A 15,028-nucleotide genomic window follows, 5' to 3' on the forward strand; every position below is an offset into this window, starting at 1 on the left:
TGCCGCTGTAACCCTCCGGACCCACACGGAACCGAGCAATGCCTACCGATATCCATCCCCACCTCTCCGAAGCCCACACGCCGGAATCGCGCGCCGAATTCGGCGTCGACCGTCCCGACGCGCCCATCCTGCCCGGCGCGTGGCTGGGCATGCTGGGCGGCGGCCAGCTCGGCCGCATGTTCACGCATGCGGCGCAGGCGATGGGCTATCGCGTGTGCGTGCTCGACCCGGACCAGGACAGCCCGGCCGGCGTGGTCGCCGACAAGCATATCTGCGCGCAGTACACCGACGAGGCCGCGCTGGCCGAGATGGGCAAGCTGTGCCAGGCGGTCAGCACCGAGTTCGAGAACGTGCCGTCGCTGTCGCTGGACCGGCTCGAGCAGCTGGGCGCGTTCGTCGCGCCGCGCGGCTACTGCGTGTCGATCGCGCAGAACCGCATCGGCGAGAAGAAGTTCTTCGCCGCGTGTGCCGAGCGCACCGGCGTGCCGACCGCGCCGCACTGGGTGATCCAGCACGACGCCGACGTCGACCAGTTGCCCGATCACGTGCTGCCCGGCATCCTCAAGACCGCGCGCATGGGCTATGACGGCAAGGGCCAGGCGCGCGTGAAGACGCGCGACGACGTGCGCGCCGCGTGGAAGGCGATGCAGCACGTGCCGTGCGTGCTGGAGCAGATGCTGCCGCTGGCGTACGAGGTGTCGGTGCTGGCCGCGCGCGGCGCGGACGGCGCCACCGCGACTTGGCCGCTGGCCGAGAACGTGCACCGCGACGGCATCCTGTTCTCGACCGAGATGCCGTCGACCAGCGTCTCGCCCGAGATCGCCGAGCGCGCCCGCGCCGCCGCCGCCGCCATTGCCACCGAAATGGGCTATGTCGGCGTGCTGTGCATCGAGTTCTTCGTGCTGACCGATGGCTCGCTGGTCGCCAACGAAATGGCGCCGCGCCCGCACAATTCCGGCCATATCACCATGGACGCGTGCGAGACCAGCCAGTTCGAGCAGCAGGTGCGCGCCATGGCGCGGCTGCCGCTGGGCAGCACGCGCCAGCATTCGGCCGGCAAGATGCTGAACCTGCTGGGCGACGTGTGGTTCGAGTTCGGCCTGGAGCGCACGCCGGCCTGGGACGAAGTCGTGGCGCAACCCGGCGCCAAGCTGCACCTGTACGGCAAGAGCGATGCGCGCCCGTCGCGCAAGATGGGGCACGTCAACTGCATCGGCGAGCATGCCGAGGCCGCCGACGCCGCGTTCCGGGCGGCCGCGCAGGCGCTGCATATCCCGCTCTGAATTTCCGTCGACCGCCACGCCACCTTTTGAAGGAACACGATGTCGCCGCGCACGCCCACGGCCGCCGAACTGGATGAAGCCGTCCGCCTGCTCGAGGCCGGGCAACTGGTCGCCTTTCCGACCGAGACCGTCTACGGCCTTGGCGCCGACGCAGAAAACCCCGCGGCGGTCGGCCGCATCTTCGCGCTCAAGGGCCGGCCGTCGAACCATCCGGTGATCGTGCACGTGGTCGACGGTGCCGACATCGGCTACTGGACCGACGACGTGCCCGCGGCCGCGCAACAGCTGATCGACGCCTTCTGGCCCGGCCCGCTGACGCTGATCCTGAAGCGCGCCGCGCATATCGACGCCGCCGTCGCCGGCGGGCAGGACAGCATCGGCCTGCGCTGCCCGTCGCATCCGGTGGCGCAGGCGCTGCTGTCGCGCTTCAAGCGCGGTCGCGGCGGCATCGCGGCGCCGTCCGCCAACAAGTTCGGCCAGGTCAGCCCGACCACCGCGCAGCATGTGCGCGAGGAATTCGGCGACGCGGTCTATGTGCTGGAGGGCGATGGCGTCGAGGTCGGCATTGAATCGACCATCGTCGACCTGTCGCGGCTGGACCAGGGCATCGGCCCGGTGCTGCTGCGCCCGGGCGCGGTCACGGTGGGGATGCTGGCGCAGGTGCTAGGCGAGGCCCCGCTGCCGCCGGACGCCGCCGCGCCGCGCGCGTCGGGCACGCTGAAGGCCCACTACGCGCCGCACACGCCGCTGCTGCTGGCCGATGCACAGGCCGCTGCCGCGCGCCTGCAAGCGCTGCCAGCGGATGCCCGCGTGGCATGGGTCGGGCGCGCGCCGCTGGCCGACCAGCGCTGCACCTGGGTGCAGGCGCCTGCCGATGCCGCCGCTTATGCGCAGGAGCTGTACCGGCTGCTGCGCAAGCTCGACCGGCAGGGGTACACGCAGCTGGTGTTCGAGGTGTTGCCCGAGGGGCAGGACTGGGCCGGGGTGCGCGACCGGCTGGAGCGGGCGGCGGCGGCGTTTGGGGGGTAGGGCCGGCGCGTGCCAGGCACGCAGCCGTCGACATTACCCCGCCAACAACCGCAACGCCGTATACACCGCCATCCCCACCGCAATCATCCCCACCATCTTCCGGGTCAGCAGGTAGAACACCGTCGCCGCCACCCCGGCCATCAGCTTGTAGTTCGACAACGCCACGGTGAAATGCCCCTGCCAGGTCATCAGGTCCGGCAGGATGATGGCGGCCAGTGCCGCTGCCGGCGCATAGCGCAGCGCGCGCTGGATGCGGTCCGGCACGGTGATGTGTTCGCCCGCCATCAGAAACAGCGCGCGCGTGATCACGGTGACGACCGCCATGCCGACGAGCGCGATCCAGACTTCGGTATGGCTCATGCGCGGTCTCCCGGTACGTCGGCAGGCTCCGGCGCCGGCTTGGCCGGGGATTTGGCCAGCGGTGCCTGCTTGCGCCGCTGGATGCCGCGCAGCGCGGCGCGCGCGGCCAGTTCGTCGCTGGCCATGCCGGCGGCGATCGCGCCCACCACTGCCACCACCAGCCCGAGCCGGTACGGCAGGTCGAAGCACAGCAGCGCCAGCACCGCGGAAATCACCACCGCCATCAGCGTCGAGCGCGAGTTGATGGTGGCGATCATCACCGGGATCAGCGCCATGGTGCCGGCCAGCCCCAGGCCCCAGCTGTCGGGGAACAGGCTGGCCAGCACGATGCCGATGATCGACGACACCTGCCACATGCAGAAGTTGGTCAGCGCCATGCCCCAGAAGTAGCCTTCCTTGCCGGGCTCGTAGCCGGGCGTGCTGTACTTCTGCAGGAAGTAGACGAAATGCAGGTCGCCGTTGAAGAAGCCCAGCACCGTGCGCCGCGCCAGCGTCAGGTAGCTGAAATGCGGCTGCATGCCGGCGCTGAAGATGACGAAGCGCAGGTTGACCATGGCCGCGGTCAGCCAGATGGTCCACAGCGGCAGCCCCGCGGCGAACAGCGGCAGCACCGCCAGCTGCGCCGAGCCGGCGTAGACCAGCAGCGACATGCCGATGGCCTCGGGCACGGTCAGCACGGATTTGCTCATGGCCACGCCGGTGACCAGGCCCCAGGAAAATACCGCGGGCAGGGACGGGGCAAAGCGGCGCGCGCCATCGATAAAGCCGGCGCGTTCGGCCGGTGCGAAGCGATGCCAGAGGCGCAACCACACCGGGGGTTGTCGGGAAGTCATGTCAGAGGAAGCGGGGGCGATGCGGCCCGGGGCCGAAGGCCGGCCCGGAAGGCTGCCGCCGCAGGACGCGGCCGGCACCCTGGCATTATAGGGTGGGATGGCGCGCTGGTAAGCGAGCGCTTAACAAAATGCCGCCGCGGCGTTGGCAGCAGGCCACGGCGCCGCGCCGCAGCCCGGCCGCCGCGGTGTCAGGGCGCCCCGCGATACACCCACTGCAGCAGCGCGTCGTGCGCCTCTTGCGCCTGGGCGGCGTTGGCATGGTTGATCATGCTGACCACCACGTAGCGGCCCCCTTCGGCGGCATCGACGTAGCCTGCCAGCGCGCGCACATCGGCCAGCGTGCCGGTCTTCAGGTAGCCGCTGCCGGCCGCGCTGGCGCGGGTCAGGCGGTTGCGCAGCGTGCCGTCGACGCCAAGCACCGGCAGCGAGTCGATCAGTACCGGCCCCACCGGGCTGGCCGCGGCCTGCTGCAGCAGCCGCGCCATGTCGTAGGCGCTGATGCGCTCCGCGCGCGACAGGCCCGAGCCGTTGTCGAGCACCAGCCCCGGCATGTCCAGCCCCTGGCGCGCCAGCCAGCGCTGCACCACGCGGATCGAGCGGCCGGTGCTGGCGGGCCCGCCGCGGTCCATCTCGGCGCCAATGGTCAGGAACAGCTGGCGCGCCATCACGTTGTTCGAGAACTTGTTGATGTCGCGCACGATATCGGCCAGCGGCAGGCCGTAGTGGCGCGCCAGCAGCACCGCGCCGCGCGGCACCTTGCCGCTGCGCAGTGCCGGCAGCCGGGCAAAGCGCCCGCCGGCGCGCTGCCACTCGGCGACAAAGCCGCCCCAGGTGAATTCCGCATGCGACAGCGTGGCGATATTGAGCACGTGCTCGCCGCAGTCGCTGGAATAGTCGCCCGAGAACGACGCCAGCACGGTGCCGTCGGCTTGCGGGAGCACGGTCGGGCTGGCGCTGCTCTGCCAGTCGCCGCAGCGGCCGTTGGTCAGCGTGAGGCGGTTGTCGAGCTTTAGTTGTGCCAGCTCGGGCGTGACGCTGACCGCCACAGTTTGCGTCGCAGGGTCCGGCGTCAGCGTGAACGACAGCGTCTTGAAGGCGTACAGCAGCGCATCGGGCCCGACGTTGTAGGCGCGCTGCACTTCGCCGTCGATGGTGCCGTTGCCATCCAGGCCATCGGCAAAATAGCTGCGGTCCAGCACCAGGTCGCCGTTGATGGTGTTGGCGCCGCCGGCGCGCGCCCGCGCCACCAGCTTGGCCATTTCCTCCGGCACCAGCTTGGGATCGCCGTGGCCGCGCAGGTAGACGTTGCCGTTGACGGTGCCGTCGAAGCCCGGCTGCGCGTCGGCGTAGAGCGAGGTCTGCCAGCGGTAGTCGGGCCCGAGCAGCTGCAGGCCGGCGAAGGTGGTGACCAGCTTCATGGTCGAGGCCGGGTTCATCGGCTGCTGCGCGTTCCAGCTCGCGCGCGCAGTGCTTTCGCCCAGCCGCACCACGTAGAAGCTGGCCGCCGCGGCCGGCACGCCGGCGCGACGCAGCGCCGCGGCCACCGGGGCGGGCACGCCGGCGCTGACCAGCGCCGGATCGGTGGTGGCCTTGGACGCCTTTGCGGGCTTGGCGGCTTTGGTCGCCTTGGTTGCCTTGGCCGCCTTGACTGCCTTGGCGGGCGGCTTGGCGTAGGCCGGCGTCAGCGCCGGACCGCCGGTCAGCAGCACGGCGGCAAGGAGGGGCGTTAGCAGTGGCGACAGGCGGCGCAGCGGCGCGCCGGGTCGCGCTGCGGTGGGCGCGGCTAGGGTTCTTGGCATGGCGGCCATGTTAACGCATGGCCGCCCGCAAGCGGATGACAGTTGCGATGGCGCGGCGGTTCAGCCGGCGCGCGGCGGCCCCAGCCGTGCCAGCAGCGCTTTCAGCGTGGCCTGCTCGGCTTCGCTCAGCGCGGAACTGACGTGGGCGTCGTGCGCCACCACCGCCTGCGTGGCGGCTTCCAGCGTGCGGCGGCCGGCCGGGGTCAGCACCAGGCTATAGGCGCGCCGGTCGCCCGCGGCGGGGCGGCGCGCCACCAGCTTCATGGCTTCGAGCGCATCCACCAGCAGCACCGCGCCGGAGCGAGCGATGCCCAGGATCTGCGCCAGCTCGGTCAGCTTCAGGTGCGGGTTGCGCGAGATGATCACCAGCGCCGAGAAGCGCGGCGGGGTGATCTGCCACTGCGCCAGCGACTGCACGAAGTCTTCGTAGATGCGGATCTGCGCGCGGCGGATGGCGTAGCCGACCAGGTTGTCGAGCACGCCGTAGTCGATGTTCGGCACATGCGGGTCGAAGCCGGCCTCGGCACCGTCGCCGGCGGCCGGGTCGGGCGCCAGCGCATCGCGCGTCCTGCGCCGCGCGGGGGCTGCGGCGGTGCGGGCCCGCCGCGCGGGGGTGGCGGGCGGTGTAGCGGATGCGTCGGGAATCATTTGAGCAGTTTCCAGTTGCCGTTCTCTATTGTCACCATAACCCGACCACGCTGGTCAAAGCCATAGTGGTCTTGCGCACTGAAGTTCAGCACCCCGTGCGAGACCACGATGTCGCGCTCGGTTTCCAGCGCGTGCCGCAGCGCCTGGCGGAAGGCCGGCGTGCCGGGGCGGGCGTGTTTCAGCGCCACCGGCACGATGCGCTCCAGCACCAGCCCGGCATCGTAGGCATGGGCGCCGAACTGCGTGCGGGTCTCGGCCCCGTACTGCTTTTCATAGCGGGTGACGTAGTCCAGCCCGGGCTTGCGCACCGGGTCGCCGGCGGGCAGCTGCTCCGGCACGATCACCGGGCCGGCCGGCAGGATCGCGCCGTTGACCAGGCGCCCGCCGATGCGGATCAGGTCCTTGGTGGCCGCGCCGTGGGTCTGGTACAGCGTGCCGCCGTAGCCGCGCTCGCGCAGCGTGGTGTGTGGCAGCGCGGCGCCGGTGCCGGCGCCGGCGATCAGGATGGCATCGGGCTTGGCGGCGATCAGCTTGAGCGCCTGCGCGGTCACGCTGGTGTCGGCGCGGCCGTAGCGCTCGGTGGCGATCAGGCGGATGCCGTTGGCGCTGGCGGCGGCGGTGAAATCCTTCAGCCAGGTTTCGCCGTAGGCATCGGCAAAGCCGATAAAGCCGATGGTCTTGACGCCCTGGGTCTTGGCGGTGGCGGCCACGGCATTGGCCATCAGCCGCACCGGCTGCGCCAGCCGGAAGGTCCATGCGCCGCGCCCGGGCTTGAGCTCGATCGGCGAGAACGCCAGCTGCACGGTCTGGGCTTCGTCGGCGACCTCGGCAATGGCGATCGACGGCGCCACCGCGGACGAGCCCAGGATGATGTCGACCTTGTCCTCGGCGACGAAGCGGCGCGCCGCCTTGGCGCCCTGCGTCGGATCCGAGGCATCGTCCAGCACGATGTAGCGCACCGGCTCGCCGCCAATCTGCTGCGGCAGGTAGGCCAGCGTGTTTTTCTGCGGGATGCCGAGCGAAGCGGACGGGCCGGTGGTCGACAGGCTGACGCCGACGGTGATGTCGGCGAGGGCGGTGGTCGCGGTGAAGGCTAGGGCGATGCCGAGTGCCAGGCAGGTGCGCCTGGCAGGAGTGTGGGACGCCATGGTTGTTCTCCTCGAAGCTGAATGATCTTATGTGTTTTCCATCCCGCTGGTTTGCTCCCCTCTCCCGCCTGCGGGAGAGGGGCAGGGGGTGAGGGACAGGCGCGTCCAAGGCTGACGCCTTCAGGATAAAACCATCGGCTTCGGTTGCCGTGGTCGCTTGCTAGACCGCCCCTCACCCCGGCCCTCTCCCCGTGAGGGGAGAGGGAGTACCCACCCGGCGAAGTAAAGGTATCGCTAAACCTTGCCCTGCATCGACTGCCGGTCGAATCCCGCCAGCTGCTTGTACCGCAGCGAAATCGCTTCCAGCTCCGCCCGGGGGATCACCTGCTCGATATCGCTGAACCCCTGTGGTGCGCGTTCCTCGGCCAGTTGCATCACCTGTTCAGGGCCGTTCATGCGGTTGCGCAACACGATGCCGGCGGTGCGGGGCAGGCGCTCGGCCTCGTATTCGCGCAGCGCGTAGCCGGTGTCGCGGGTGCCGAGCAGGCTGTCGATCAAATAGCGCGCGTCGAGGATGGCCTGGGCGCTGCCGTTCGAGCCGATCGGGTACATCGGGTGCGCGGCGTCGCCCAGCAGCGTGACGCGGTCGAAGGTCCAGCGCGGCAGCGGGTCCTTGTCGACCATCGGGAATTCGTAGATGGCGTCGGCGCCGTCGATCAGCGCGGGGATGTCGATCCAGTCCCACTGCCAGCCGGCAAACCGCGCGCGGAACACCGACTTGTCGACCTGCTTGTTCCAGTCGCTGCGCGGCGGCGTGTCAGGCACGCTGTCGGGCACGCGCAGCTCGGCAATCCAGTTGACCAGCGAGCGGCCCTGGCGGCGCAGCGGTTCGGAGATGGGGTAGGCGACGAACTTCTGGTCCTGGTGCCCGGCCATGAACATCGAGCGGCCGTCCAGGTAGGGCGGCGCCTCTGTGACCGCGCGCCACAGCAGCCGGCGCGAGAAGCGCGGCAGGTCGCCAGTGGGATAGAAATGGCGGCGCACCGCCGAATGGATGCCGTCGGCGCCGACCAGCACGTCGGCGCTGGCCTCGACCGCGGCGTTGTCGCCGCGACGGCGCAGCACAAAGCGCGCCTGGCCGTGCGCGCCGGTATCCAGCACGGACTCGAAGCTGTGGCCGGTATGGACCGAACCGGCCCCAAGGCGCTCGACCACGGTGCGGTGCAGCAGCATCTGGAATTCGCCGCGATGGATCGAGAACTGCGGCCAGTCATAGCCTGCGGCCAGCCCGCGCGGCTCATGCCAGATGCGCTGACCCAGCTTGTTGTAGTAGGACAGGGACGAGGTCTCGACCGCGATCGCGGCGATCGCATCGCGCAGGCCCAGCTCGGACAGCACGCGCACCGCGTGCGGCAGCAGGTTGATGCCCACGCCCAGCGGGCGCAGCGTTTCGCTGGCCTCCCAGACCTCGGCCTCGATGCCGTGGCGGTGGCACAGCAGCGCCAGTGTCAGGCCGCCGATACCGCCTCCGGCGATTGCGATCTTCATGGTGTCTCCCGCGTGCAGGTCGCGCCGGGGCCGCGCGTGCGGCGCCGCCTCCGGGCGAATCGATTTTGTTATGGAGTATAACGATTCGACCGGTGGCGGCAAGACGGGAATGACCCGGCGCTCGGCTTCCGGGGTCGGGAAAAACCCGCGCTCAGCCCAGCGCGGCGCCTTCCGGCTTGGCGTCGGCCGCGGGCCCAGCCTGCGGCTTGAGCGCCGGCACCGGGAACACGATGTCGTACAGCCAGTTGTAGACCAGCGCGTAGACCATGTAGAAGCCGGCCACGGCGATGTCCATGATGAGCGCGTCGAGCAGGCTGATATCGAGGTACCACGCCACCGACGGCAGGAACACCACCAGCAGGCCGAGTTCGAACAGCAGCGCGTGCAGCACGCGCACCGGCACCGACTTGCGCAGCTGGCCGGTGAAACGCAGCATGCCCTTGTCGAACAGCACGTTGTACAGGTAGTTCCAGCCGGTGGCGATCAGCGAGGCGACCGCGCCGATCAGCCCCATCTGGTGCAGTTCATAGCCGAAGGCCCAGCTCGCCAGCGGGGCGAAGATCAACAGGCCGACCACCTCGAAGCCAACGGCATGGCGGATCCGGTCCCAGGTTTTGCGCATTGTTTCTCCTTGCGGGCAAACACGATGGGGCCTAGTCTATCTGCTGGGCAGGGATTGCCAAGTTGGATACCATCGGTTTAACAGATGGATAAGGTAGCGGAGGTACGGATGAGTCTCTCGCTGGAGCAATTGCAGGCCTTTGTCGCGGCGGCCGACACGGGCTCGTTCTCGGCCGCCGCGCGCCGGCTGGGCAAGGCCCAGTCGGTGGTCAGCGCGGCAGTGTCCAACCTCGAGATCGATGCCGGCAACGCGCTGTTCGACCGCAGCGGCCGCTACCCGGTGCTGACCCCGGCCGGCGAGCGCCTGCTGGCCGAGGCGCGTGTGATCCTGGAGCGCTGCGAGCATTTCCGCGGCGTGGCCAAGAGCCTGGGCGAGGGCGTCGAGACGCGGCTGGTGCTGGCGGTCGACGAGCTCTATCCGGAAGAGACGCTGGGCGCGCTGCTGGTGGAGTTTTCCGGGCGCTTCCCGGCGGTCGAGCTGGAACTGCTGTTCCCGCTGATGGAGGACGTCAGCCGGCTGGTGCTGGAGGGCGGCGCCGACCTCGGCATCATGTGGCGCCAGGAGGTGCTGCCGCCGGAGCTGGGCTTCCATGCGCTCGGCTGGATGCCGATGCAGATCCTGTGCGCGCCCGACCATCCGCTGGCGTCGCAGCGGGTGGACTGGGAAGAGCTCAAGCGCTACCGCCAGCTGATGGTCGCGACCCGCACCGACAGCGAGGAAAAGATGCGCCTGCGCGTGGCCGCCGACGTGTGGTGGGTGGAAAGCCAGTGGGTGATCGTCGAACTGGTCAAGCGCGGGCTGGGCTGGGCCTTCGTGCCGTGGCACGTTGTGGCCAATTCGCCGGCCGCGGCGCAGCTGGTGTCGCCGCCGCTGGCGTTCCAGCAGCAGGACTGGCCGGTGGCGATGGAGCTGGTGTGGCACAAGCAGCGGCCGCTGGGCAAGGCCGCCACCTGGCTGCGCGAGCGCATCTGCGCGCAGCCGCTGCCGAGCGCGCCGCAGCGCGGCGCCTAGCGCTGCCCGACGGTCGCGGGCGCGGCGGTTTGCCCGCCGGGACTTGCGCTGTCGCCACCACCCGCCGGCTGCGCGTGCCAGCCGCCGCCCAGCGCCTTGATCAGCACCACCGCCGCGGTGTACTGGCGGCCGGTGATCGACAGCGCGGTGCGCTCGGCGGTGTAGGCGCTGGTCTGCGCCGTCAGCACGTCGAGCAGGCCGGCGGTACCGGCGCGGTAGCGGTTGTTCACCAGCGCCAGCGCCTCGCGCGCCGAGCGCAGCGCGTCGTTCTGCACCACCGCCTCCTGTTCCAGCAGCCGCTGCGCGGCGAGGTTGTCCTCGACTTCCTGGAACGCGCCCAGCACGGTCTGGCGGTAGTTGGCCACGGTCTGGTCGTAGGCGGCCACCGCCTGCGCCTTGGCGGCGCGGCGCGCACCGCCGTCGAACAGCGTGCCGGCCAGGCCGCCCCCGATCGACCAGATCCGGTCCGGCAGCGACATCCAGCGCGCCAGCGTGCTGGCGGTCAGCCCGCCGCTGGCCGACAGCGACAGGGTCGGATAGTAGGCCGCCTGCGCCACGCCGATCTGCGCATTGGCCGACGCCATGCGCCGCTCGGCCGCGCCGATGTCGGGGCGGCGTTCCAGCAGCTGCGACGGCACCGCCGCCGGCACGCGCGGCGGCGCGGCGCGGAACTCGTCGGCGGCCAGCGACAGCGCTGCCGGCGGCTTGCCCACCAGCACGGCGATGGCATGTTCGAGCTGCGCGCGCGTGATCTGGATGTCGATCTGCTGCGCCTGCGCGCTCTTGAGCTGGGTCTCGGACTGCAGCACGTCGGAGCGCTGCGCGGTGCCCGCCGCGTACTGGTTCTGCACCAGCTGCAGCGACTTCTGGTAGTCGGCCACGGTGCGGTCCAGCAGCGCCTTCTGCGCATCGGCCACGCGCAGCAGGAAGTAGCTCTGCGCCAGCGTGGCCTGCGTCGACAGCAGGGTCGAGGCCAGGTCGGCCTCGCTCGCCTGCGCGCTGGCCTCGCTGCTTTCGACCTGGCGCCGCACGCGGCCCCACACGTCGAGCTCCCAGGTCGCCCCCAGCGTGGCGTTCTGCCCGTTGAGCGTGTTGCCGGTGACGCCGCGTGCGCGCGAGGCGCCGGCCTGCGCATCGACCAGCGGAAAGAAGCCGGCGCGTGCCGCCTGCAGCGATGCCACCGCCTGGCCGTACTGGGCTTCGGCGGCCTTGATGTTCTGGTTCGAGATCTGCACCTCGGCCATCAGCGCGTCGAGCTGCGCATCGCCGAACACGGTCCACCAGTCGGGGCGCGCCAGCGCGTCCTGCGGCTCGGCGGGTTTCCAGTCGCCGGTCCAGGCGGGCGTTGCGGCATCGGCTTCCTTGAAGGTTTCTGACACCGGCGCGTCGGGACGCTGGTAGTCGGGGCCGACGGCGCAGCCGGCCAGCAGCAGTGCGCACGCCAGTGGTACCGGCAGGGCATGGGACAGGAAACGGGTAAAAGCATTCATGTCGAGTCTTCGCAAATCTAGACGGCGGCCGGCTGGTCGGGCGTGCCGGCGCCGCGGCGGCGCTGGCGCCAGGCCTTCACCTTCAGGCGCCAGCGGTCCAGCGTCAGGTAGACCACCGGCGTGGTGTACAGCGTCAGCAGCTGGCTCACCACCAGCCCGCCGACAATGGAAATGCCCAGCGGCGCGCGCAGCTCGGCGCCATCGCCGCGGCCCAGCGCCAGCGGCACCGCGCCCAGCAGCGCGGCCATGGTGGTCATCAGGATCGGGCGGAAGCGCAGCAGGCAGGCGCGGTAGATGGCGTCGCGCGGCGACAGCCCCTCGCGCCGCTCGGCGTCGATGGCGAAGTCGATCATCATGATCGCGTTCTTCTTGACGATGCCGATCAGCAGGATCACGCCGATCAGCGCGATGATGCTGAAGTCGGTCTTCGAGGCCAGCAACGCCAGCAGCGCACCCACGCCGGCCGACGGCAGCGTCGACAGGATGGTCAGCGGGTGCACATAGCTCTCGTACAGCACGCCCAGCACGATATAGATCGTGATGAGCGCCGCCAGGATCAGGATCGGCTGGCTCTTGAGCGAGTCCTGGAACGCCTTGGCACCGCCCTGGAAGTTGGCGCGCAGGGTCTCCGGGGCGCCGATGCGCGCCATCTCGCGGTTGATGGCGTCGGTCGCCTGCGACAGCGAAGTGCCTTCGGCCAGGTTGAACGAGATCGTCGAGGCCGCGAACTGGCCCTGGTGGTTCACGCCCAGCGGCGTGCTGCTGGGCGTAACGCGCGCGAATGCGGCCAGCGGCACGCGGTTGCCGTTGCCGGTGACCACGTAGATGTCCTTGAGCGCATCGGGTCCCTGCAGGTATTCCTGGCTCAGTTCCATCACCACGCGGTACTGGTTCAGCGGATGGTAGATGGTCGACACCAGCCGCTGGCCGAAGGCATCGTTCAGCACCGCATCGACCTGCTGCGCGGTCACGCCCAGGCGCGAGGCCGCGTCGCGGTCGATGATCACCGAAGTCTGCAGGCCCTTGTCGTTGGTGTCGGTGTCGATGTCCTCCAGCCCCTTCAGGTTGGACAGCGCCGCGCGCACCTTGGGCTCCCACGCGCGCAGCACCTCCAGGTCGTCGGACTGCAGCGTGAACTGGTACTGCGAGCTGCTCTGGCGCCCGCCCACGCGGATGTCCTGCACAGACTGCAGGAACAGGCTGGCGCCGGGCTCCTTGGCCAGCTTGCCGCGCAGCCGGGCGATGATGGCGTCGGCCGATTCCTTGCGCTCAGACAGCGGCTTGAGCGTGACGAACATCTGCCCGGTATTGCGCTGCGAGCCGCCGGTAAAGCCGGTCACGTTGACCACCGCCGGGTCGGACTGGACGATCCTGATGAAGCTGTCGAGCTTGCCGCGCATGGCCTGGAACGAGGTGGCCTGGTCGGCACGGATAAAGCCGATCAGCCGCCCGGTGTCCTGCTGGGGGAAAAAGCCCTTGGGCACGATCACATACAGGTACACGTTGAGCGCGATGGTGGCGAGCAGCACCAGCCATACCAGCGGGCTCAGCCGCAGCGCGGTCGACAGCGAACGCGCATAGCCGTCATGCAGCCACTGGAACATGCGCTCGGTGGCGCGGAAGAAGCGTCCCTGTTTTTCCGGCTCCACCGGCCGCAGCATGCGCGCGCACATCATCGGCGTGGTGGTCAGCGAGACCACCAGCGACACCAGGATCGCCACCGACAGCGTGATCGCGAATTCCTGGAACAGCCGGCCGACGATGCCGCCCATCATCAGCAGCGGGATGAACACCGCGATCAGCGACAGGCTCATCGACAGCACCGTGAAGCCGACCTCGCGCGCGCCGCGCAGCGCCGCCGCCAGCGGCTTCATGCCGTCCTCGATATGGCGCGAGATATTCTCCAGCACCACGATGGCATCGTCGACGACGAAGCCGGTAGCGATGGTCAGCGCCATCAGCGACAGGTTGTTCAGCGAGAACCCGGCCAGGTACATCACCGAGAACGTGCCGATCAGCGAAACCGGCACCGCCACGCTGGGAATCAGCGTGGCGCGCACGTTGCGCAGGAACACGAACACCACCATGATCACCAGCGCCACCGAGATCATCAGCGTGTGTTCGACCTCGCGCAGCGAGGCGCGGATGGTGGGCGTGCGGTCCATCATCACGTCCATCGAGATCGCCGCCGGGATCATCTTCTGCAGCTGCGGCAGCATCTCGTTGACGCGGTCGACGGTCTCGATGATGTTGGCGCCGGGCGAGCGGTTCAGCACCAGCAGCACCGACGGCTTGCCGTTGGCCGAGCCGGCGTTGCGGATGTCCTGCACCGAATCGACCACGTTGGCGACATCGCGCAGCCGCACCGGCACCGCGAACGCATTCGGGCCGCTGGTGGCGCTGGTGCCGCCGGTGGCGCCGCTGGTGATGGTGGTGGTGCCGCTGCTGGTGGTGAGCGTGGTCACGGTGACGCCGTTGACCACCCTGGTGCTGACGCCGCCGCTGGCGGTGGCGTTGGCGGTGCTGGCGATCAATGCCCCGGCCGACGCCGACGAGTACGTGCCCGGCGTGGCGTAGCGGATGATCAGCGGCATGTAGTCTTCCGCCTTCATCGCCTGGTCGTTGGCGTAGACCTGCCAGTTGTTGCTGGCGTTTTCCAGCGTGCCCAGCGGCCGGTTGGCGTTGGTCGCGCTGATGGTGTTGCGCACGTCCTCGAGCGAGATGCCGTAGTTGTTGAGCGCGGTCGGGTTCAGTTCGACCCGCACCGCCGGCAGCGAGGCGCCGCCGATGGTGACCTGGCCCACGCCTTCGACCTGCGACAGCTTCTGCGCCAGGATGGTCGAGGCCGCGTCGTACAGCTGCCCGCGCGTCATGGTCGGCGAGGTCAGCGCGATGATCATGATCGGCGCGTCGGCCGGGTTGACCTTGCGGTAGGTCGGGTTGTTGGGCAGGCTGGTCGGCAGCGTCGCGCGCGAGGCGTTGATGGCGGCCTGCACGTCGCGCGCGGCGCCGTCGATATTGCGCGACAGGTCGAACTGCAGCGTCACCCGCGTCGAGCCCAGCGAGCTGCTCGAGGTGATCTCGGTCACGCCGGCGATGGTGCCGAGCGCGCGCTCCAGCGGCGTGGCCACGGTGGCGGCCATGGTTTCCGGGCTGGCGCCCGGCAGCGACGCCGATACCGAAATGGTGGGGAAGTCGACCTGCGGCAGCGGCGACACCGGCAGCAGCCGCAGTGCCGCCAGCCCGGCCAGCAGGATGCCGAGCGTCAGCAACGCGGTCGCGACCGGGCGATGGATAAAGGCGGCCGAGAGATTCAT

The 15,028-nt window shown here is 69.8% G+C and carries 12 protein-coding genes; 3 read left to right on the forward strand and 9 right to left on the reverse strand.

All coding sequences use genetic code 11. The features are described from left to right. Window positions 1-38: 38 nt before the first annotated feature. Together ACEI37_RS13655 and ACEI37_RS13660 are read left to right on the forward strand one after the other, a co-directional pair. On the forward strand, window positions 39-1,283 hold the full coding sequence (locus ACEI37_RS13655) for a 5-(carboxyamino)imidazole ribonucleotide synthase (protein ID WP_112773700.1): 1,245 nt from the start codon (window positions 39-41) through the stop codon (window positions 1,281-1,283). A 39-nt stretch (window positions 1,284-1,322) separates the two neighbouring features. After that, window positions 1,323-2,312: an L-threonylcarbamoyladenylate synthase gene (locus ACEI37_RS13660; protein WP_373379326.1), complete on the forward strand. Its 990-nt coding sequence runs from the start codon at window positions 1,323-1,325 to the stop codon at window positions 2,310-2,312. A gap of 33 nt (window positions 2,313-2,345) precedes the next feature. Here ACEI37_RS13660 and ACEI37_RS13665 read toward each other — a convergent pair whose 3' ends face one another. From ACEI37_RS13665 to ACEI37_RS13695, 7 genes are all read right to left on the reverse strand, one after another. Next, window positions 2,346-2,672 carry an AzlD domain-containing protein gene (locus ACEI37_RS13665; RefSeq protein WP_373379327.1) on the reverse strand — a complete coding sequence of 109 codons (327 nt, stop codon included), beginning with the start codon at window positions 2,670-2,672 and terminating at the stop codon, window positions 2,346-2,348. Next, the gene (locus tag ACEI37_RS13670; RefSeq protein WP_373379328.1) at window positions 2,669-3,505 is read right to left on the reverse strand and encodes an AzlC family ABC transporter permease; all 837 of its coding nucleotides are present in this window, start codon (window positions 3,503-3,505) and stop codon (window positions 2,669-2,671) included. The genes ACEI37_RS13665 and ACEI37_RS13670 overlap by 4 nt, the downstream gene beginning before the upstream one ends. A 188-nt stretch (window positions 3,506-3,693) precedes the next feature. Continuing rightward, complete coding sequence (gene dacB, locus ACEI37_RS13675; RefSeq protein WP_373379329.1) at window positions 3,694-5,313, reverse strand: D-alanyl-D-alanine carboxypeptidase/D-alanyl-D-alanine-endopeptidase; 1,620 nt, start codon at window positions 5,311-5,313, stop codon at window positions 3,694-3,696. A 51-nt stretch (window positions 5,314-5,364) separates the two neighbouring features. Continuing rightward, the gene (locus ACEI37_RS13680; protein WP_373379330.1) at window positions 5,365-5,952 is read right to left on the reverse strand and encodes a MarR family winged helix-turn-helix transcriptional regulator; all 588 of its coding nucleotides are present in this window, start codon (window positions 5,950-5,952) and stop codon (window positions 5,365-5,367) included. Next, window positions 5,949-7,100 carry an ABC transporter substrate-binding protein gene (locus tag ACEI37_RS13685; RefSeq protein WP_373379331.1) on the reverse strand — a complete coding sequence of 384 codons (1,152 nt, stop codon included), beginning with the start codon at window positions 7,098-7,100 and terminating at the stop codon, window positions 5,949-5,951. Before ACEI37_RS13685 ends, ACEI37_RS13680 begins: the two co-directional genes overlap by 4 nt. Before the next feature lie 234 nt (window positions 7,101-7,334). After that, the gene (locus tag ACEI37_RS13690; RefSeq protein ID WP_373379332.1) at window positions 7,335-8,588 is read right to left on the reverse strand and encodes a flavin-dependent oxidoreductase; all 1,254 of its coding nucleotides are present in this window, start codon (window positions 8,586-8,588) and stop codon (window positions 7,335-7,337) included. A 151-nt stretch (window positions 8,589-8,739) separates the two neighbouring features. Further along, complete coding sequence (locus tag ACEI37_RS13695) at window positions 8,740-9,210, reverse strand: PACE efflux transporter (protein WP_373379333.1); 471 nt, start codon at window positions 9,208-9,210, stop codon at window positions 8,740-8,742. A 108-nt stretch (window positions 9,211-9,318) separates the two neighbouring features. Between ACEI37_RS13695 and ACEI37_RS13700 the strand changes: the two genes are divergently transcribed. After that, complete coding sequence (locus tag ACEI37_RS13700; RefSeq protein ID WP_018008891.1) at window positions 9,319-10,221, forward strand: LysR family transcriptional regulator; 903 nt, start codon at window positions 9,319-9,321, stop codon at window positions 10,219-10,221. Here ACEI37_RS13700 and ACEI37_RS13705 read toward each other — a convergent pair. Both ACEI37_RS13705 and ACEI37_RS13710 read right to left on the reverse strand, forming a co-directional pair. Then, entirely contained in the window at window positions 10,218-11,711 is a 1,494-nt protein-coding gene (locus ACEI37_RS13705) for an efflux transporter outer membrane subunit (protein WP_373379334.1), read from the reverse strand. The genes ACEI37_RS13700 and ACEI37_RS13705 overlap by 4 nt on opposite strands. A gap of 17 nt (window positions 11,712-11,728) precedes the next feature. Beyond that, the gene (locus ACEI37_RS13710) at window positions 11,729-15,028 is read right to left on the reverse strand and encodes an efflux RND transporter permease subunit (protein ID WP_373379335.1); all 3,300 of its coding nucleotides are present in this window, start codon (window positions 15,026-15,028) and stop codon (window positions 11,729-11,731) included.

This window comes from Cupriavidus nantongensis (genome assembly GCF_041726985.1).
GTDB lineage: Bacteria > Pseudomonadota > Gammaproteobacteria > Burkholderiales > Burkholderiaceae > Cupriavidus > Cupriavidus nantongensis_A.